Source organism: Mucilaginibacter sp. A5337, from assembly GCF_059690695.1.
In genome coordinates, this window is sequence record NZ_JCAWEC010000002.1 from 227,768 (window position 1) to 246,909 (window position 19,142).

Here is a 19,142-nt window from a genome sequence, read left to right on the forward strand (position 1 = left end):
CTTATCTTAGCTGCAACTTAAGTATGAATACATTAGTTGACTTAGTACAAACCTATGGGCTCTGGCTGGTATTCCTGATCACGCTTTTACAGAGCGTAGGGTTACCGTTGCCCGCATTTGCCGTGCTGATCGTAACTACAGCTGTTACCCCTCCAACCGAAGCGAATATCATCATACTAATTTTAACCGGATCATTAGGTACATTAACAGGAGACCTTGTATTATATTTTGCAGGGAAGAGATACGGAACGGGCATCCTTGGGAAGTTATGTAAAATTTCTATTTCACCGGATACCTGTGTTCGCAGCACCGGCGATATTTTTGAACGCTACGGCGCCCCCGCGTTAACTATTGTGAAATTTATTCCGGGGCTGTCGACGCTTGCGCCTGTTGTTGCCGGAGTTTATGCCATGCAAGTAACCTTGTTTGTATTGTTTTCGTCCATCGCAGCACTTATCTATCTCGGTGCGGCAGTAACATTGGGTGCAGTTTTTAGACATGAAGTTGGCGGCTTGATCTCAGCATTAAGCCATTACGGTAAGTTGGGAGGTTTATTCGTTGTTGTTTTATTCGGCTTATATCTTTTGTTTAAATGGCTTCGGCGCTATCGTCTTATCAGGCAGTTTGAAACGGATAGGGTAACTGTAAATGATTTGATTGAATTGTTGGATGGAGAATCGAACCCGGTGATACTTGATGCGCGTCCGATAGATCAGCGCACAAAAAATGGATTTATACCGGGCTCAGTCCCAATAGATGAAAATAGTTTTAATGATATTGCCGATCGGTATGCACAGCATAAAGAGATTGTTATTTACTGCTCGTGCCCGAATGAAATAACCGCAGCAAGATACGCAGATAAATTGCGCAAAGTTGGGCTGAAGCGCATCCGTCCCTTAGTGGGAGGGATTGATGCATGGGCTCAATCAGGCCAGCAGGTGATGTTTCTTTAAGGCTACTAAGTGTACACATCTTTAATGATTATTACTAATTGAAAAACGATGTCGAACGAACCATAGAGGGGATTTGTGTGTCGGCAGGTGAAGAGAAATCTTCTACGCCCTGCTTTTATCGTGTAAATTTGCATATCGTATAAGATTTCGTACCCTTGCCTTGCTGTTTCCCACCCTTCAATGGTTAGAAATGACATTTTCCCAGTTCGCGCTCGTTTGTAACCACAGGTGTTGGGAAGATGAAAGTTTCCTGGAAAAACAAAAAAAAGCCATGTCATTGCGAGCGCAGCGTGGCAATCTCGTAGCCAATGCATGTCCGATCTGCATAGCCAAGTCATTGCGAGTACTCATCAGGGAAATCCTGAAAAAAACCGTCATGACGTATAAAATATATTTTGGCGATGGTGCGCGTGGGCCGCGTTAGGGATGGGAGCGGATACCGGCCTTGTGGCTAAGGCCCGTGCAGTATGAGCGTACAGCCCGGGCCGCAGGCAACGCCAACTTTATAAAAACGATCGAAAAAAACACCATTAATAATCAATAACTTACAATTGCGTCATTATAAGGAGGAACGACGAAGCAATGACTTGGCTTTTTAAACAACAGTCCCAGCGATCCCTCATCTTCCCAACAGCTATGGTTTGTAACGGGTGCGTAACCTGGATTTGCGTTTATAACGCAATTGGCGATGCAATCGCTAAGCCATATTAAGTGCTCGTTGCAAACGAGCGCAAGATTAAGGAAACGCAATAACTCCTTCATTACCCATTCCCCACCCGTTGCATTTCATCGGCAGCACCATTATCGCGCTTAGCCGTTTTGTAGCTCTTACCGAAGCGATAGGTGAACGCAAGCACTACTACGCGGCTATCGCGCTTAATCTTAAAATACTCGGTGGCGTTGGGGAACTGCGTTAAACCTTCCATGGCATTGGTATAAAATATATCGCGCATACTCAACTTCAGGGTAGCTTTCTTTTTAAATACCGACATGCCCAGCCCTGCCGAGAGCTGACCGGTAGGGTATAGCCGTTCCTGCACATCGTTACGGGCACGGGTGGTGTAAAAGCCAGATAGCTCGCCCGTAAAACGTTTGTTAATAGTGAACTGGTTGCTGGCGTTGAGGTTAAGCTGGTTAATATCTGATGTGTAATGATTGCCGTTAAAGCCGCTCAGTTTTTTGTAATTATACAGCGCCTGTGCGGTAAGCGTCCACCAGTTGGTGGGCGACGCCGTGATAGCCTCAGATACGCCAATGATGTACGTGCGCCCCACATTACCTTGAGTATACAACAGGATGCCCGCTTGTGTAGGATCGCTCAAAAATATCTGTGAAAAGTAGTTGTTGATGTTGCTGTATGACAGCGTAGTGGTGAGCAGGTTTTTGTATTGATGGCTCAGCTCCAGGTTCCAGCTGTATTGTGGCAAAATATAAGGGTTGCCGGTTTGATAAGTGTACTTGTTGATGATGAAATAGAATGGATTAAGCGTTTGGTAAACCGGGCGGTCAATGCGACGGCTCAGGGTTAGGGTAAAATTATTGGCAGTATCAGCCTGGTAACTGAAATAGCCGCTGGGGAAAAAGCTGCCGTAGTTGCGTGAAAAGGCCGAATCTTTTTGAAGCACGTTGCCCAGTTGATGCGCATGATAATCGGTATGCTCGTAACGCAGGCCAACCTGGTAGCTAATTGCCTTGTGTTTCCGCTCCAACAGCGCATAAATCGCATGGATATTCTCGTTATACAGGAAATGGTTACTGCGGGTCAGGTCGTCGGCCCATTGGCCCGAGGTGAAGTTTTGATAATCTGCGGAGTTATCGGTACTGCTCCGTACCGATTTCCAGCCCAGTTGCCATTGGCCATCGTTTTCGGTTTTGAGTGTATAGTCGGCTTTGCCCGAGAGTATGGTGATGCCTGTGGGAATGCTGGCACGCGTAAGTTCGTTATAACCGCCGGTAGTTTGCAGGCGGTTGTTAAAATTCTGATCGCTGGTAATGTTGTAGTGCAGCCAGTCGGCATCAGCACTGATGTCCTGGGTTTTGCTGATGGCATGGCGAAAGCTCAGGCTCACCTGTCCGTTTTTAAACCGGCTGTTATTGGCGTTATCAGTAGCAATGACTGAATCTGCCGCGCCACTTGGGTTAAGCCAGCGTGCCGAAGCTGTGTTATTCCCCTCGCGGTGGATAATGGTTCCGCCAAGCACAATACCAACCGTGGTTTTGGACGAAACATCATAATCAATCCCCGCTTTGGCCGTATTATTCAGTAACGTGCCGGTAAAGTGCGACGGCTGATCCAGTGTTGAGGTGATTGCTCCGCCCGCGTCGGTGTATTTGCGCAGCGCGTACAGGTTGGTAAGATATTTTTGGCGGCTGATATTATAATTAAAGAAAGTGCTGACGCGTCCGTCGCGGTAATTCAGCGACAGTGTATTATTGGTTTTGAAGTAAACACCCTGCGCCACCGTGGCCGAAACCGATCCGTTAAAACCCTTTTGCCGGTTCTTTTTTGTTTTGATGTTGATGATACCCGCATTCCCGCTGGCATCATACCGTGCCGTGGGGTTGGCAATCAGCTCAATCTGCGCTACCTGGGTGGAACTCATACTGCTGAGCAGGTTATTGAGATCGGCGCCGGAAAGATAGGTAGGCTTGCCATCTATCATCACCAGCACCCCCGGCTTGCCTTGTAAAGAGATGCCGCCATTACGGTCAACCATCACACCAGGCGATTTCTCCAAAACTTCCAATACGGTAGCGCCCACATTGGTTACCGAGGCTTCTACGTTGACGATCAACTTTCCCTGCTTCACTTCCACAGGAGGTGTTTTTGCGGTGACGTTTACCTCTTTCAGTACGGTACTCAGGGGTTGCATGCGAATGGTATCCTGCTTTATATGCCCGGCAATAGTATAGCTGCGGGTAGTTTGGGGCTGATAACCGGTATAAGATACCGAGAAACTGAATGTTCCCTGCGGGATGTTCCGGAACATGGCCTGGCCGCGGGCATTGCTTATACCCGCGCTTACCTGCCGGTTATCCTGTATCAGTTTAACGGTGGCACCATCGGCGGGCTGGGCATTTTCTTTAACAACTATCAATGTAAACTGCTGAGCAAAGCCGCCCATGGGTAACAGGGCCAATAAAGAGAGTAAAAGTGTACGGGTCATTCAGTCAATCCTAATAATCCCGTAATATAATCAGACTGGCGTTGATGTTTGCAGTTTAAGGTGCGAAAATATGGGTGAAAATCACTTTTTTACCTCGCTATCCAGGTTGACGGGCGCGCCTGCTTTTATAGCGGGGAGTTCTGTTGCGCTCTCCCGAATCCATTTAATGAAAGGCACGGGTAAGCCACGTTCTTTGCCGGCACTACATCTCCACACCTGTTTTGGAACTGACCAATACCCAACACATGACAAATCTATTTACATAACGAACTCAACTTCATTAAAACGCTTCCGTCAATAATTTCTGTCGCTACCTTGCCATTGGTGTAAGTATAGGTAAAAGTATGATTGCTGGTATCCGTTTTTGCGCTATATGTATTATAGGTGTAGAAATGCTGAACGCCAACGTTATGCTTAGAGAATGGATTGAAATAATTGAAGATATCATAGGCCCAGTCGTAGGGCATCCTGTAGTTTACGTTGGGCTTATCGTCGTAATTACCGTAGCGCGCTTTTACATTGCCGTATTGGTCGGTAAGCTTGGTTAAATTGTCGTTGTCGTCGTATACCAAATTATCAATATAGTTGCCTTCGGTTTGCAGGGAGGTATTGTCTGAATATTGAGCGTAGCTGGCAAGCCGCCCTTTGGAGTCGTAAGTGTAGGCGCTGTGTACTATAAGTTTATTACCCAGGTAATACCGGCTGACGCTCATCAACGTATCGTTATAATCATACTCGTTACGGGTGTAATAATTGGCGAAAGTGTTGTTGCCCAGCGCCATCCACGACTTCACCACATGCCCATGATCGTAGGCAAAAGTATCGCTCCAGGCAACGGCACCGCCGCTGGTAACCACATGTCTTATCAGTTGGTGCTGGCTGTTGTAATAGTAATAATTGGCATAAGCCGCCTCCCGGAAGCTCATGTTCGAGTCTATCGTCATATAATCATAACAGGCGGGACCTGCCTGTTTTTTGGCCGCATCTTTTTTACAGCCTGAAAACAATATTGAAACCCCAAAAAATAGCATCACGAATGGGATTATCAATCGGGCAATGACAGGTTTAATCATATGGTTTAGTGAGTATTTGATATGAAGATAGGAAATATTTGCTGAAGGTGGAAGTTTTGATGGTTGGTCCGTTTGTAAGAAGTGATAAGAAAATAAATTACAGTGATCCGGAATTATAACTGCGGGCTCAAAATTGCGCCTGCAGTCCAGCGGCATCATATGTCGGGGAATATAATGCATTGGCTTCAGGTTACCCTCCGTGATAAAAATTTAACCACAGAGGGTAAAAACAGCATTCAGCCTCAACTAAAATCCGGCATATTGGTTGTGTCCATATAAACAATTTCCCATTGATGGCCGTCCGGGTCGGCAAAGCTGTGCTGATACATCCAGCCGTGGTCTTGCGGGTCGGCATAAATGGAGCCCCCAAGTTCGGTTGCTTTTGCTATGGTTTGTTGTACTTCCTCACGGGAGGTTGCATCCAGGGCCAGCAATACTTTCAGTTGCCCGGTGTGCATCGCTTACCTCTTTTTTAGTAAAAGTTTTAAAATAGCTTTCTACCAGCATCATTACATAAATGTGCTCGCTTACCACCATGCAGGCTGCTTTGTCGTCGCTAAATTGCGGATTAAAGCTATAGCCAAGTCCGCTGAAAAAAGTTTTTGACCTGTCCAGGTCTTTAACGGGGAGGTTGATGAAAATTTTTGTTGCCATGATTTTAATTTTTTTATTGTTGTTGATGGCACAAAGTTGCACTACCCGTTTTTCAGAAAAATTTACATATGTTGAGAAAAGCGAAAAAAATCACTTATTCGCAAAAAATATCCGGCTCAGCTGCGTGGGGGTGATGCCGAGATAAGCGGCGATGTGCTGTTTCTTTAGCCGTTTTACCAAGCCAGGATATTTGCGGAGAAAATTATCGTAATTAGTTTTTGCCGATTCATACCGCAGCGATACTTCATAAGGTTCCTTTTCCACTATCCAATGCTGTTCCATGTAGCGGATATAAAAGGCTGCGATATCGGGATAAATGGCAACCAATTTTTTAAACTCTATAAAATTATATTCAAGCACATCGGTATCTTCCAGCGCTTTGATGGTAAAATTACTCGGCGACTGTGTGAGCGTAGCGGTCATTGAGCCGGCAATACGGTTTTCTGGAAAGAAATATTTAACCACCATATCGCCGTTTTCGGCAGCATAATATTGATACATTAAGCCATTTACAATAAAGGCCACCTTTTTAGGTGTCTGGCCTTCTGTAACAAAATAGTCGCCTTTGTTATAGGTGTTTTCGCGGAGCAGAGCAGCCCACGCAGCTTCGGCCTGCGGCGAGAGCTGCGCATAAGTTTTTATTTTTCGGAAGAAAATATCATTGCTCATTGGCTAAAGATAAGTAACTTACCTTATTTACAAGATAATACTATTATTAACCGACGCTGATACCCGCGCCGGTTTGAGGTTGTGCGCGAAGCAGACGTGCTGCGGAAATAATCTTGTCGCGAAATACCCCCGGGATTGTCGCTTTTGCACGCTGCGAAATACCGGCATGCATCACATCTTTGTATCGTTGATTAAGTTTATGATCAATGAGGATCGTGTTACGAAAAACAACAAAGTAAACCGGCAACCGTACAAAATTTAAATAAGCAAATAACGATGAGTACATTACAGATCACAAGCTCGAAACTATGGAACGCCATTAAGCTTTCCCTTAATGGCGAGCAACAGGATTATACGCAAGGCAGTATTCCGAAAGCCATCTTTTTACTGGCTATTCCAATGATCCTGGAGTTAAGCCTGGAAAGCGTTTTTGCGGTAGTGGATATGTTTTTTGTAAGTAAACTCGGGCAAAACGCTATAGCCACGGTAGGTTTAACCGAGTCGGTGATTACCATTGTTTATTCCATCGCCATCGGCTTAAGCACCGCTGCAACAGCAATCGTAGCGCGGAGGATAGGCGAAAAGAAACCTGAAGCCGCGGCCCATGCCGGCGCCCAGTCGCTGGTAATTTGCCTGATCACCACTATCCTGGTTAGCTTGGCTGGAGTTTTATATGCACCGGAAATCTTAAAGTTGATGGGGGCAAGCGAAGAAGTGGTGAGGGACGGCGCTGTTTTTACGCGGATCATGCTGGGCAGCAGCCTTGTGATTATCCTGTTGTTTCTGATCAACGGAATTTTTCGGGGTGCGGGTGATGCCGCTATGGCGATGAAAAGTCTTTGGATCGCAAGCGCTATCAACATTATTCTTTGCCCTGTTTTTATTCACTTTTTCGGGTTAAAAGGCGCTGCCATGGCCACCGTCATCGGAAGGAGCTGCGGAGTAACTTTCCAGGTGTACCACCTGTTTAAAGGCAGCGGTATTTTGAAGTTCCGTTGGGCTCACTTTAATTGGGATCCGGCGATTGTAAAAACCATCATCACTGTTGCCTGGCCTGCAACTTTTCAATTTATCATTGCAAGTGGCAGCTGGATCATCCTTACAAGGTTGGTTGCGGAAACCGGTGGTACAGCAGCCTCGGCCGGCTACCAGATTGCCTTCCGGAATTTCGTTTTCTTTATTTTACCCTGCTGGGGATTAAGTAATGCTGCCGCTACTTTAGTTGGGCAAAACTTAGGTGCAGGCCGTGTTGACAGGGCCGCCCAAAGTGTGCTGCTTACGGCGCGTTATAATGCCATATTAATGAGTTTCGTGATGCTGTTGTTCCTGTTCTTTGCCCGGCCCATCATCAGCGTATTTACAACCGAGCCCGTTATTTTGAACTACGGGAGTACGGCGCTCCGGATCATCGGTTCGGGATTTATATTTTATGCCATCGCCATGGTTATGAGCCAGGCCTTAAACGGGGCCGGGGATACCAAAACGCCTACCTGGATCAATTTCGGTTGCTTCTGGCTTTTCCAGGTGCCTTTAGCTTATTTACTCGCCAAAGGCTTCGGTATGCACTCGGCAGGTGCAATTACAGCAGTGCCGGCTGCCGAAGCGCTTTTAGCCTTGGTTTCCTGGTATTATTTCAAAAAAGGGAACTGGAAAAAAGTGAAGGTGTAAAGCTGCCGTTATTAACTTGAAAAAAACAATTAAACCACATAAATCATGAAAAAGACAATCCTGTTCATTGTATGCCTGTTATTCGGGCTGATGTTTATTAATGCCGGCCTCAACAAGTTTTTTAATTACATGCCCGTACCTAAAGACATGCCGAAAAATGCCGTGGCTATGTTCGGCGCTATTATGCAGATCAAATGGCTGATGCCACTTATCGGCATTGCCGAGATCACCGGGGGGATCCTGGTGATTATTCCCCGTTCCAGGGCTTTAGGGGCGGTGATCCTTTTCCCCGTAATGGTTGGCATTTTGTTAACCGTTATTTCTTTATCGTCCGGATTACCGATGGTGCTCGTGCTCTGGGCGGTACTGATCTGGGTGATCATCGAAAACAGGGAGAAATATCTTCCTATGGTGCGGTAATGGGTGGCTTGTACACAGGTGTTCGGAAGATGAAATTATCTCAGTTTTTTTAAAAAAAATATGTCATTGCGAGCGTAGCGCGGCAATCTCTTAGCCAATGCATGTCCGCCCTGTGTAGCTACGGGATTGCCGCGTCGCCCCAGGTGCTTTTACCAATGCCGCTCCTCACAGCAATGATAGGCTTTTTTAATCAGCATTTTCAACCGATCTTCATCTTCCGAATACCTGTGGTAATCTATACTGCAATCAGTGTTCCGCCGGTTAGCCGGTTTTATTAATAAGCACGGGCTTCGTTGGCGTTTAACGAAGCCCCTGCCTGTTGATCTGTTTTGTTTGTTTACCGTGAGAAGGTCAATGTGCCAAAGCCCAATTGATCATAGCCGCCGCTGTTACCTCCGTAATCGCCGCCACCGCCTTCGGGGCGCACTTTGGTTGCAAACTGGGTGGTATAATCAGCTGTTTTACCCTTTACTTTAACGTAGTAGTTATACACCAGTTCCCAGCCCGGGCGAATATTGCCGCGGCCTCCGCTTGAAATAACGGTTTGGTTGGAGTTTTCACAGTTATTATAAGTGGTATACGGAACCGTGTTGGTTGTATTGATATTGTAAGCAGCGATATATTCGCTTACCCCCAAAAGCGGCGGGTTAATATGGTTCCAGGGGTTATAGTCGAAAAAGTTTTGGCCCTGGTTATATAACATCTGGCAAAAAGTGCCAAAGAGGGGGACTTCCATCGTGGCGTGCCCCTGGTCTCTTCCGGCTTCCTGCGCCTGGTCCATTCCGTTGGGATAGGTAGCCGTGGTTACACGCCCTATATACGCGGTACCAACACCACTGTGCTGGTAATAATTGATGGCGTAATTAACTTTGCTGATATCATCACAAAGAATGCCAATGGCCAGCACTGTACAAAGATTCGACATATCCCAGTTTAGCCAGTAATGTGTTCCGCAGGTATTGTTATGCCTCGCCAGGAAATCGCTTGATACGGGGTAATACACATTAAGCATAAAGTTTTTAAAGGCGGTAAAATCAGATGCCGACCAGCCGCTGTAGCCCCGCATGATTTCGGCCGCGTTGGCCCATTGGTAGCCCTGCAGCCCCGCCGCAAGCTGTTTGTTACTGTCGCCGTCGATGAATTTGCATTTAGCGGCCCATGCATTCATAATAGCTACCGCGTTATTGCCGCAGGCGGTATCGCCCTTAATTTTCCAGCGTAATGCATTTTGATAAGCCGCCGCAGCGTCCTGGCAGGCCAGTATGTAATTTTCGGCCTTGCCGCTTGCCGCCTTGCCGCGTACAATAGTATCTACCGGCCGGGGAACATAGGTAGGGGATGAGTGGCCATTAGCAACAAGCCTGTTCCAGCCATCGAGCCAGGGCTGTGCCCCGGCATTTACTTTGGCCGTCATACGGGCAAAATCCGCTGCCGAATGCAGCATCCCCGGGTGAACAATGGTTGTTACGCTGCCCAACGAATTTGAGGTTAAATTTTTGCCGGCAACACTGTCTTTTCCGGGAACTGTTACGCCCTTAACAGATACAGGTTTGCTGCACCCGCAAAGTAAGGCCGCAACACAAAGGGCAAATTGAATTGATTTACTTTTCATTTTTTTGTTTATAGGTAAAATTTGTGGACAATATTACAAATAGCATATCAGACGGTTTAGTTACAATTCTTAACCAGTCTTCTTTTGTGAGACAACTTTGGAGGTTGTTTATACTCATTGAAAAGGAATAACCTTTTTGGAAGGGCTATGTCTGTTAGCGTGGGGGCATGATTAAACATCACGATAAAATAAACTGATGACGCAAGCTGGGTATTTGCGGTGTCAATCAGTAATTAGTTTTGGTACAATTGTATCGTCTTAAAATAGGTTTAGGGGGTTAAAAGTCATTAGTATGCTATCCTCTTTGTCGGCGCTTTATACTCGCGACAGTTTGGGGAACGGGCATTTCTTGGTTCGATAACGACAGAAGATTATGCAGAAATTACAAACTCTTGTTACAAAATATAGTCAACCCGTTTCTATACAATTTAAACAAGCTATTAAAATAATTCATCTTTAATTTAATATTTATACCCTGCATATTTATTTTAATTGAATGAAAATAAAAGATTCTTATTTAAAACAAAAAAAATAGAAATAATCTTAAATATATATCGTTATATTTCGATAAATACACTTATTTTTCTTAATAATTATCCAATTTTGAATTGTTATGAAAAAAAATTAAATTAATATTGCGAGTATAAAACCAAGATGTTATCTTGGCTGTAATATATATCAATACATATTATGAAAAACCTTATTGCAATTTGTTGCCTGGCGACGGCTCTGTTCGCTGGTCAAATCGTGAGCGCCCAAAGCGCCAAGACAGCCTCACCCGCAAAATTATTACCTCCTCCTCCCCCTCCAGATGATCCGGGAAGCGGTGGTGGCGGTGGCGGTCCACTTCCACCAAATGGCGGTTTAGTGAGTTACACCGCAGATCTTACACAATACGGATCTTTGAACCCAGACGGTGTTATTGGTTTAATTGAACAGAATGGACCATCTTACCACACTCCGTATTCGGCTTTAGGCACACATTCAGGGCAAGCCAATAACATAGATATCTATCACTTGTTTCCTACATGGCCAAACAGTGCCCTGGGCGGCGGCGGGGCTTTCAACGACAGGGCACGTTCCGCACTTTTCTACGGAAAACAGGCTGGTTTACATTATGAACTGTACGATAGCCCCGATGCAAGCAAAAGCGACGACTGGGTGGAAATTACCGTTAAAAAAGACATACCGGCTGGTTTGGCATATTATGTTTGGACGTTTGAGTCAAGCTTTTATGATGACTATGTGTCTGTAACCTATCATGCAAACAACGGATTAGACGGCAAAGTATCTTTTATAAAGATAACTCCGGTAGCAGTAAATTAGCTATAGGATTTTAAATGCAATAAAAGGTATAGAAATCATTTCTATACCTTTTATTGCATTTACCAAAATATCGCATCATTTAATTATGGAAACCCGTTTAGAAAGACGGCTACGTAAAACATTCTTTGGATTAACACATAATTGAATATCTTATATGCTAAATGGCATTTCCTGCATAACTCCGTTTTAAAGAATCATGTAATATGATCATAAATCTGCCGGGGGCTGCCAATAGCTAATATTTAAAATTCCTATTCAGAACCTAACGATGTAAGTATAAGTCGTTTTTCAATAAACCAGCCACAACGCCTAAACTTTGCCTGGAAGCCATGCAATAGCAGGAATTACGGGCATATAAAATGACCACAATAAATAAAGCTTAATTACAACTACCGCTGGCTGGGCCTGACTATAGCCCGATAATAATATATATCATATTAGGTAGATGTGTCTACATATGATGAGCAATCTATTTTCCTGGGAATCTGCTCATTCTAAAACCTGCGCTAAGGGTAAAATAGCGTGTAACATACATCGAGCGATTATTGAAAATAGTATTGCCCGAAATAGTTTGGCTTATCCTGCTTGATTTATCAAAAATGTCAGATGCGAGGAATTTTACCACTAAATTATTTTTAAAGAATGTTTGGCTGACGCTACCATTGACAACAAATGGATTGGTATTTCCTATGTTTGAATACCCGCTTGAGATACTTTTTTTAGCGTCAATTGCTAATGTATTATTTTTGAAAATATAAAGACGTTCGCTAAAGTAGAAGCTCCATTGTTCGATAGTGTTTTTCAGTCCCTTACCGATAATATATTGATTACCTGATATTGCATAGTTTATACCTGCTTCAGTTTCCATCTTTTTTCTACGGAAACTTGTCTTCCACGCCTGTAAGAAATTCGTCGAATGGTTAAACGTTCGCTGATTATCTACAAATACAACCTGCCTTGAAAAATTAGCATTTCCGGTAAACGTCATTTTCAGAACAAAATTGGTTGACAAATTTATCTGCATGGAATAATTATAGTTTCCTCTTAAATTAAGCCCTCCGTTAGCGTTAACATAGCTCGTTATCTGTTTGTAGGAATTCAGGGTGTCGCGAATGATTGTCGTATTGCTTACGATTTCGTTTTGTGTGAATGATCCGACCAATGTAAATGTTAGCATTTGTTTGGAACGGATGCCATAATGCCTGAAATTTAATTCTCCCTGGTGATTGAAAGATGGCTTCAGGTCCGGATTCCCAATAATGATATTTTGAATATTTGACGCATCCGTTACAGGTTGTAACTGGTCAATCGAAGGCGACTCGCTGGATCCCGCATATTTCAGATCGAAGCTATCATGCTTATTGGGGTTATAAGTAAATGATAATATCGGCGCATAATTATATACTGAACGACCAATATTGCCAATACGTCCCTGGTATATTCCAGATATAGCATTTCGTTGAAAACTCATCCCACCTGCAATGGTGAATTTATCACTTTCAAATTGTTCTCTCAGGTCAATCTTATGATTGATATTAAAGTTATGGACAGCTCCGCTCAACGAGTCGATAAGACGTCCGCCTTTGTCAGGCCCGATATCCTGAAAGGTAAATAACCTTGAACTTTGATTGGTTTTTGAAAATTCGTAAACTGCTGAAAAAAAACTTTTCTTCCCTGTTGGCTGCAAATAAGAAAGATCAGCGTCAACACCAGTACGTTTTAAATGACTTTGTGTAACGCTATTAAAAATCGAATCACTGGCAATGCCACCTATCGACTGATAATAACCTATCAACCGATTTGTTTGATGCTCATCCGTCGAATTTTCCTGGAAATAATGAGTATTCAATGTTAATACGCGCCCATGTTTATCAAGCCTTTTGCCAATTGAGAATTCTGCGCTTGCTGACGGGTTTCGACGAAAACCTGTGATATTTGATCGTAGGTCCTGATGCAACAAGCCGGATTGTTGTGAGAAGCTACCTGAGCTGTCAGTATTTTTTGCGGTTTTTATATTCCCTTCTATTTTTATAAAGGTTTGCTTGTCCGGTTCATATCTGGAATTAAATGAAAACGTATGATTATCCCCCCGGGAAGCGGATTGATTGTCCATTATATTTTTGATTAATCCTGATGAGGTGATTGTTTCTGAATAAGATTGATTGGTCGCCCCTGCCCTGGAGGAGTTGTAACTATATGAGCTTCCAAATTTAAAATGATCACTTAAGCGGTCTGCATAGGTAACGCCTGCTCTGTTATAAATATTTGAACCGATAACATCTTTAGCTGTTTTCAAGTCGGCTGTTGCCGAAATTTGTTTTGCGCCACTCCAAATATTTCCGGAGCCAGCTACACCCGCAAGCTTATTGCTACCCGCTAAAGCATCAATGTTTCCAAAAATACCCTTATTCATCCCCGGTTTGGTAACCAGGTTTATAGTTCTTATTGAAGAATTTGTTTTGATGCCTGAAAATGAAGCATCCTGGCCAAAATCATTTAATATCTGGACCTTATCAAATATACGTGTCGGTAGTTTTTGTATAAATTCCCTTACGTTACCAGTAAAGAAATCCTGCCCGTCAACGCGCAGGTTCGTCACTGGCTTACCTTCGCTCATCAGATTACCATCGGCATCTATTTCCAGCCCGGGCAATCTCCTGAGCAGGCTTTCGATGAGTTCTTCGTTATCTCCCCTGAAATAATCAACGTCATATTCCGTAGTGTCACGTTTAAAAATCACAGGAGTTGTATGGCTCCTCACGATCACCTCCGCCAACTTATGGGTATTGGTCCTCAGCCTGATATCAAGTTCAGTAACAGTTTTCAGGCTATCTGACAACATGATGGTACCTTTATACTCATAGTAACCGGTATAGCTGATTTTCAGTATATAGTTTCCTTTTGATCGCTCCCTAAAAACGAATTCTCCCAAATCATTACTTACTGATTTTGAAGTATCTCTCCCACTGATCAGGGATATGTTTGCGCCACTTAACGGCGTAAGGGCCGAGTCAAGAATTCTACCCCTGAGCACCTGGTTGTTTTGAGCCTTTACAACATGTGAAAATATAAGCGTTAAAAAAAGGGAAATTTTCAGATATCTAAGAATCATTGTCCATAATCAAGTCGGTCCATAAAAAGTGGCGGTCTACAATGAAACTTAGTTGGTAGAAATGATCGTTAAATGTTTTGGATTGAAAAGGAAAAGTAAATTCAAAGGGCAGGAAATAATTTCAAGTAGGGTTTTCATTTATGATTCGGTTTAGTTATTTTCAAAATAAGCAAAAAAATATAATTAATACAAGGATCTTTGTTTATTATGGGAATTCATAATAAAGGTACTGTTTCCTATACTTTCGAGGGGGTATCAAAGCTTTTCAAGAGATTTATATCAAAAGCTACAGGTTATTTTGATACCTGGAATATATTTGAAGCTCACATCTTGTGCATATGCCTGTTGATTTATAACGCCGGGAGTTGCTCTTAATGATAGATTATTATCGACTGAATAAGAATGCAGAAATTTCGCATCAATGTAAGCATCAATTGCCTGGATGCCCCAAACTGCCAGAAAACCCATTATACTCAAATCCCTGTTTCTTCTTGAATTCTCCCGTACATCGCTCAATCGGGCATCAGAAACCTGATAATCTCTAAAAAGAATATATTTGTCGTAATAGGGGGCACCAGGGCTTGGCGGATCACCCTGACGATATCGGGATATAGTGAGATATTCTTTGTATTGATGCTGATTGTAGATTATTGCCGAGGTCAGAAGTCCCAAGCCTCCGTAAATCAAAGGTACTTTCCACCATCTATGGTTATATACTTGCCCCCAGCCAGGGATCATCAAGGAACGCATAACGGCCTTGTGCGGAATATGGGAACTATCCGGATGATATATTTTCTCCCTTAACGGATCAATTTTGGGTGCAAAAGAACCGGATAATGATCGGCCAGGCAACTTTTTTTTTGTGGTATCTATTCTGCCGGTTTCAGTTTTATCGAAGATTTGAGCATGGGCGATAGGTGACAAAAAACTTATCAGGATAAAAAACAGGAAAAATTTTGGCATAGGGATGATCTGTGATTTTGAAGTAAGGTTCAGTTTTCCGATTGATGTCTTAATGTGGCATAACTCTGTGACGATGCTTATTAACAATGTAATTATAACTTATAATATTGACATTTATTATTTTTATTAAAAAATGATAAAAACTTTTAAAACATGACTATTGCGGTAGTGGAATAAAGCGAGAAAGCGTTTATCAAGCCGTACAGTTTTAAAAATGAAAATCAAGAGTACTTAGCCAAATCCCCGGCTCTGTATACCTCTCGCCGCTTAAAGCGATGTACACTGCCTTCAGGCTGCCGCTTGCGGAAGCGTTGGTATTGACAGCCCCCTAACTGGCGCGAGGTATGCGTCGCCGGATATTCTGGGCAGCGTACTCGTGACGTTTTGAAAGTTGAAAGTCACGGGTAGGCCACGCTCTTGGCAGGTGCGTAGCATACCCGCCAGTTGTGATGAATTTAATTTTTTGTTAATAAATTTAAATTTTAGGTAAAATAACGAATTTTATTTGTACCTTGGCTACTTATTAAAAAAGATATAATGCAAAAAGAAGGTACCGTGAAATTCTTTAATGCCGCAAAAGGCTTTGGATTCATTTCACAAAATGACAACAGGAGCGAAATTTTCGTTCACGCTACAGGTTTAATTGATGAGATCCGTGATAATGATCAGGTATCTTACGATGTAGAAGAGGGCCGTAAGGGTCTTAATGCCATCAATGTTAAAGTAATCTAATCATCAAATATCACATTGGTAAAAGCATCCGGCCCTAAAGCCGGATGCTTTTTATTTACACATCCCGGAACCAGGCGAAAAAAAGCACCGGGCTAATAGAAAATGCGGTCATTAATAACGAATAACAAAAAGAAGTAAAATGCAGGTAGTTATCAGTAAAGAAGTAAAAGAATACCTTTTCGACCTCAGGAATATCGCAGCTGAAAACGGTTTTAAATCCGAAAAGCCATGGCAGGTCAAATTGGCCAGCCAGGCTGATAAAAATTCAATTGAAAAGCAGTATCATGCCAGCGTTTCTGTTAAAGCGGGTGCCGAAAAACTTGCTTCCATGCTGGCGCAGGTAGAGGCCGAACTAATGTTGCCGGCCACAGCATCCCTTAGCCTCAAAGATATTCGGCTTAATGAATTACAATACCTGGTTGCCTATAACCCGCTGCAGGAAAGGCGATAATACTTGGTAATCGTTCTTTCGGTAACCGGATAGCTTTAACCAGGTATTTATTACTTTTTCACCTTAATCGCATTTAAGCCTTTAGCTCCCTGCTCGGTTTCAAAGGTTACCTTGTCATTCTCCTGGATGGCTTCCGTTAAACCATTGGCATGTACGAAGATGCTTTCCTGGGTGGTCAAATCTTTGATAAATCCATAACCTTTGGATTCATTGTAAAAGGCAACAATGCCTTTTCGTACCGGATCGGCAGGAGCGAGGTACTCTTGCCTTGGGATGCCGATCTGGATATCTTCGGCATTCATTGTTTTCTTTTTGTTCGGATCAGGCGGAGTTGTGGTGATATTGCCGTTTTCATCAATATAAGCCATCATATCTTCCAGGCTTTTTCCTTTGTTTGAGTTTGCCTTCCTGTCTTCTGCCTTGTCTTTATTATCGAGTTGCTTTTTAAACTTTTTCTTTTCCCGTTCCTTTTTACTAAAGGTTTCTATTGGTTTGCCCATAACTTAATATACGAAGAAAAACCGACAAAAGCGACTAACTGGAATTTTTTTTTAATAAAGAAATGTTTTGCCCGCGTTATACATTTTAAAAGTATCAATATGGTCATGGGCGGGAGTTACCACTTGTGTATATCCAATCTGTATCGTCGTGAAAAAGGTTTACAGATTTGCGCTGGTTTGGCGGTTAGCGTCAGTTAGCTTTCAAACCAATTTAATTTTTTTCCAAATGTTATACCCGCCATACATAAACATGAGCACGATAAACACATATACCCAAGCAGGGATATTGCGGCCGGCAATGACCAGGTAAAGGTAAGGTATGCTGAAACTAACAGAGGCCAGCAACAACGGCATCATGATGGCCCTCTTTGCCCTTAGGTTTTTAATTATCCAGCCAATAAAAATTACGAAGCATACTTTACTGATTAAATAAAGACAGCCCAGCAATAAGGGGTCAACCTCATGTTTTTCGCCTAAAGCAATTACCCAGTCTTTAATTAATATGAAAAAATCTGCCATCATTGCAATATATCATTTAATGTTGATACCGGAGGTGGAAAGAAGATGATAGCTATAGTCGATATCCAGTTCCCGATAATGATCAATTTGAAATAAAACGTTTTTGATTGCTCCAAAATCAATTGGCTTTGATAAAAGTTTCTCCTTAGGGTGCGATGCAGCGCCGGATGTTGTGGCAGAGTGCTCGTGATGTTTTAAGTCACAAGTACGCCACCTCTTTGCCGGCGCTGCATACTTGCGCCAGTTATAAGCCAGTCGTGAGGCCATTTCCCTTCAGTATAGCATAATAATTGTGTCAATACCCAAAATCAAAAAACACAGCATTTACCAAAATTCACTTTCCCCCAATCCCGCTGATAATATGCTCAATCTGGTTCAACTGTTCTTTGCTCAGCTGTTTCAGGTTTTCCTGGCTTAATATGGTATTGTTTATTTGGATGTAGTTGTTTTGCTCGTTTATAACGGTACTGGGCTGTTGTTGGTTTAATGCGCCAACCATTTCAAAATAAAGCCGGGCGGCCTTCGCGTCGCCGTTGCAGGCCCGCTTACAAACGCCGGCCAGTATGTTAGGGGCCAGGTATTTAAACTGCTCCATTTCGGCATGGTATTGCGGATGTGCTCTATAGTCTGCAAGGTGTTTGGCAACGGTTTGCCGGCTCAGGCCGGTTCGCGTGCTATTGCAAATTTAGGGGGCATTGCACCATATTGGCCTATCAGTTTGGTGATAGCCCGGCCAATTACAAAGTGGTTCTGTTCCCAGATCTGGTCATTGGTACTTGGATGGATGATAGCCGCTATTTTATTGATATAGTTGTCTCTTTCTTCTCCTTTTAACTGTTGCAGCATTTCGGTTGTAATTTCCCCGAGGTAATCACGTTCGGCACCGGTAAAATCTTCGATATCGGCCAAGGTGATCTTTTGCAGCTTTAATACATTGCTAATCTTTTCATACGAAGGCGGGGATGTTGTTAAGGCGTTTTCGACTTTCATGAGGTTTAGTGATCTTTCAAATAAAGATAGTGAATTACTGGTATAATTGCTAATATTTTTAGTAACTATGCCGATTTGTTATTTGCGTTTTTGTAAATTATTGATTTTAAGTTATTTAACTGCTGTTGGTCTGAATTTATTCAGTACAGGAGGGGGTTAACACTGTTTTTGACTTAATTAATTGAATATCAATAATTTAACTGAAAATCACCCAAATTTGTGTTAACCCTGTTAACCCCCATTTGTGTTGTCAACCAACCCGGCTAAATGTAATTATGCGGAGCTTATAAAGCATGATCCGCATGCGCGCAAAAAAAGCCTTCAGATTTATCT

The 19,142-nt window shown here is 43.0% G+C and carries 20 protein-coding genes and 1 pseudogene; 6 read left to right on the forward strand and 15 right to left on the reverse strand.

What is annotated here, in order from left to right:
* Nucleotides 1–23 precede the first annotated feature (23 nt).
* Nucleotides 24–953, forward strand: a complete 930-nt coding sequence (locus tag AC59JO_RS05860; protein ID WP_413668321.1) for a rhodanese-like domain-containing protein — start codon at nt 24–26, stop codon at nt 951–953.
* A gap of 761 nt (nt 954–1,714) precedes the next feature.
* Here AC59JO_RS05860 and AC59JO_RS05865 read toward each other — a convergent pair.
* The 6 genes from AC59JO_RS05865 to AC59JO_RS05890 form a co-directional block, all read right to left on the reverse strand.
* Nucleotides 1,715–4,120, reverse strand: a complete 2,406-nt coding sequence (locus AC59JO_RS05865; protein ID WP_497304049.1) for an outer membrane beta-barrel protein — start codon at nt 4,118–4,120, stop codon at nt 1,715–1,717.
* A 254-nt stretch (nt 4,121–4,374) separates the two neighbouring features.
* A complete protein-coding gene (locus AC59JO_RS05870) occupies nt 4,375–5,193 on the reverse strand; it encodes a hypothetical protein (protein WP_497304051.1) in 819 nt (272 codons plus the stop codon).
* Nucleotides 5,194–5,435: 242 nt separating this feature from the next.
* The gene (locus AC59JO_RS05875) at nt 5,436–5,651 is read right to left on the reverse strand and encodes a VOC family protein (RefSeq protein ID WP_497304053.1); all 216 of its coding nucleotides are present in this window, start codon (nt 5,649–5,651) and stop codon (nt 5,436–5,438) included.
* Complete coding sequence (locus tag AC59JO_RS05880; protein WP_497304055.1) at nt 5,599–5,847, reverse strand: VOC family protein; 249 nt, start codon at nt 5,845–5,847, stop codon at nt 5,599–5,601. The genes AC59JO_RS05875 and AC59JO_RS05880 overlap by 53 nt, the downstream gene beginning before the upstream one ends.
* A gap of 90 nt (nt 5,848–5,937) precedes the next feature.
* Entirely contained in the window at nt 5,938–6,516 is a 579-nt protein-coding gene (locus AC59JO_RS05885; RefSeq protein WP_110583641.1) for a Crp/Fnr family transcriptional regulator, read from the reverse strand.
* A gap of 46 nt (nt 6,517–6,562) precedes the next feature.
* On the reverse strand, nt 6,563–6,763 hold the full coding sequence (locus AC59JO_RS05890) for a hypothetical protein (RefSeq protein ID WP_413668316.1): 201 nt from the start codon (nt 6,761–6,763) through the stop codon (nt 6,563–6,565).
* 29 nt (nt 6,764–6,792) lie between these two features.
* On the opposite strand from AC59JO_RS05890, the gene AC59JO_RS05895 reads away from it, so the two are divergent.
* On the forward strand, nt 6,793–8,184 hold the full coding sequence (locus AC59JO_RS05895; RefSeq protein ID WP_413668315.1) for an MATE family efflux transporter: 1,392 nt from the start codon (nt 6,793–6,795) through the stop codon (nt 8,182–8,184).
* A 45-nt stretch (nt 8,185–8,229) separates the two neighbouring features.
* Nucleotides 8,230–8,604 carry a DoxX family membrane protein gene (locus AC59JO_RS05900; RefSeq protein ID WP_413668314.1) on the forward strand — a complete coding sequence of 125 codons (375 nt, stop codon included), beginning with the start codon at nt 8,230–8,232 and terminating at the stop codon, nt 8,602–8,604.
* Between the two features lie 337 nt (nt 8,605–8,941).
* Here AC59JO_RS05900 and AC59JO_RS05905 read toward each other — a convergent pair whose 3' ends face one another.
* Nucleotides 8,942–10,216, reverse strand: a complete 1,275-nt coding sequence (locus AC59JO_RS05905; protein ID WP_497304058.1) for an alginate lyase family protein — start codon at nt 10,214–10,216, stop codon at nt 8,942–8,944.
* A 747-nt stretch (nt 10,217–10,963) separates the two neighbouring features.
* Between AC59JO_RS05905 and AC59JO_RS05910 the strand changes: the two genes are divergently transcribed.
* Entirely contained in the window at nt 10,964–11,542 is a 579-nt protein-coding gene (locus tag AC59JO_RS05910; RefSeq protein WP_413668312.1) for a hypothetical protein, read from the forward strand.
* Nucleotides 11,543–12,011: 469 nt separating this feature from the next.
* On the opposite strand, the gene AC59JO_RS05915 is transcribed toward AC59JO_RS05910, so the two are convergent.
* The 3 genes and pseudogenes from AC59JO_RS05915 to AC59JO_RS05925 form a co-directional block, all read right to left on the reverse strand.
* A complete protein-coding gene (locus AC59JO_RS05915) occupies nt 12,012–14,159 on the reverse strand; it encodes an outer membrane beta-barrel protein (protein ID WP_413671165.1) in 2,148 nt (715 codons plus the stop codon).
* Nucleotides 14,160–14,312: 153 nt separating this feature from the next.
* Nucleotides 14,313–14,654: pseudogene (locus AC59JO_RS05920) on the reverse strand (carboxypeptidase-like regulatory domain-containing protein); the annotation flags it as partial.
* A 279-nt stretch (nt 14,655–14,933) separates the two neighbouring features.
* Nucleotides 14,934–15,617 carry a DUF5683 domain-containing protein gene (locus AC59JO_RS05925; RefSeq protein WP_413668311.1) on the reverse strand — a complete coding sequence of 228 codons (684 nt, stop codon included), beginning with the start codon at nt 15,615–15,617 and terminating at the stop codon, nt 14,934–14,936.
* A gap of 537 nt (nt 15,618–16,154) precedes the next feature.
* Between AC59JO_RS05925 and AC59JO_RS05930 the strand changes: the two genes are divergently transcribed.
* Nucleotides 16,155–16,349 carry a cold-shock protein gene (locus AC59JO_RS05930; protein WP_377022066.1) on the forward strand — a complete coding sequence of 65 codons (195 nt, stop codon included), beginning with the start codon at nt 16,155–16,157 and terminating at the stop codon, nt 16,347–16,349.
* Between the two features lie 139 nt (nt 16,350–16,488).
* Nucleotides 16,489–16,800, forward strand: coding sequence for a hypothetical protein (locus tag AC59JO_RS05935; RefSeq protein WP_413668310.1), 312 nt, complete (start codon nt 16,489–16,491; stop codon nt 16,798–16,800).
* A 50-nt stretch (nt 16,801–16,850) separates the two neighbouring features.
* Here AC59JO_RS05935 and AC59JO_RS05940 read toward each other — a convergent pair whose 3' ends face one another.
* The 5 genes from AC59JO_RS05940 to AC59JO_RS05960 all read right to left on the reverse strand — a co-directional run bounded on the left by AC59JO_RS05940 (nt 16,851) and on the right by AC59JO_RS05960 (nt 18,809).
* The gene (locus AC59JO_RS05940; protein WP_497304061.1) at nt 16,851–17,300 is read right to left on the reverse strand and encodes a cold-shock protein; all 450 of its coding nucleotides are present in this window, start codon (nt 17,298–17,300) and stop codon (nt 16,851–16,853) included.
* Between the two features lie 201 nt (nt 17,301–17,501).
* Nucleotides 17,502–17,819: a hypothetical protein gene (locus AC59JO_RS05945; RefSeq protein WP_497304063.1), complete on the reverse strand. Its 318-nt coding sequence runs from the start codon at nt 17,817–17,819 to the stop codon at nt 17,502–17,504.
* Nucleotides 17,820–17,831: 12 nt separating this feature from the next.
* Nucleotides 17,832–18,086: a hypothetical protein gene (locus AC59JO_RS05950; RefSeq protein WP_413668307.1), complete on the reverse strand. Its 255-nt coding sequence runs from the start codon at nt 18,084–18,086 to the stop codon at nt 17,832–17,834.
* A gap of 67 nt (nt 18,087–18,153) precedes the next feature.
* A complete protein-coding gene (locus tag AC59JO_RS05955; protein WP_497304065.1) occupies nt 18,154–18,414 on the reverse strand; it encodes a hypothetical protein in 261 nt (86 codons plus the stop codon).
* 62 nt (nt 18,415–18,476) lie between these two features.
* A complete protein-coding gene (locus AC59JO_RS05960; protein WP_497304067.1) occupies nt 18,477–18,809 on the reverse strand; it encodes a hypothetical protein in 333 nt (110 codons plus the stop codon).
* Nucleotides 18,810–19,142 lie beyond the last annotated feature (333 nt).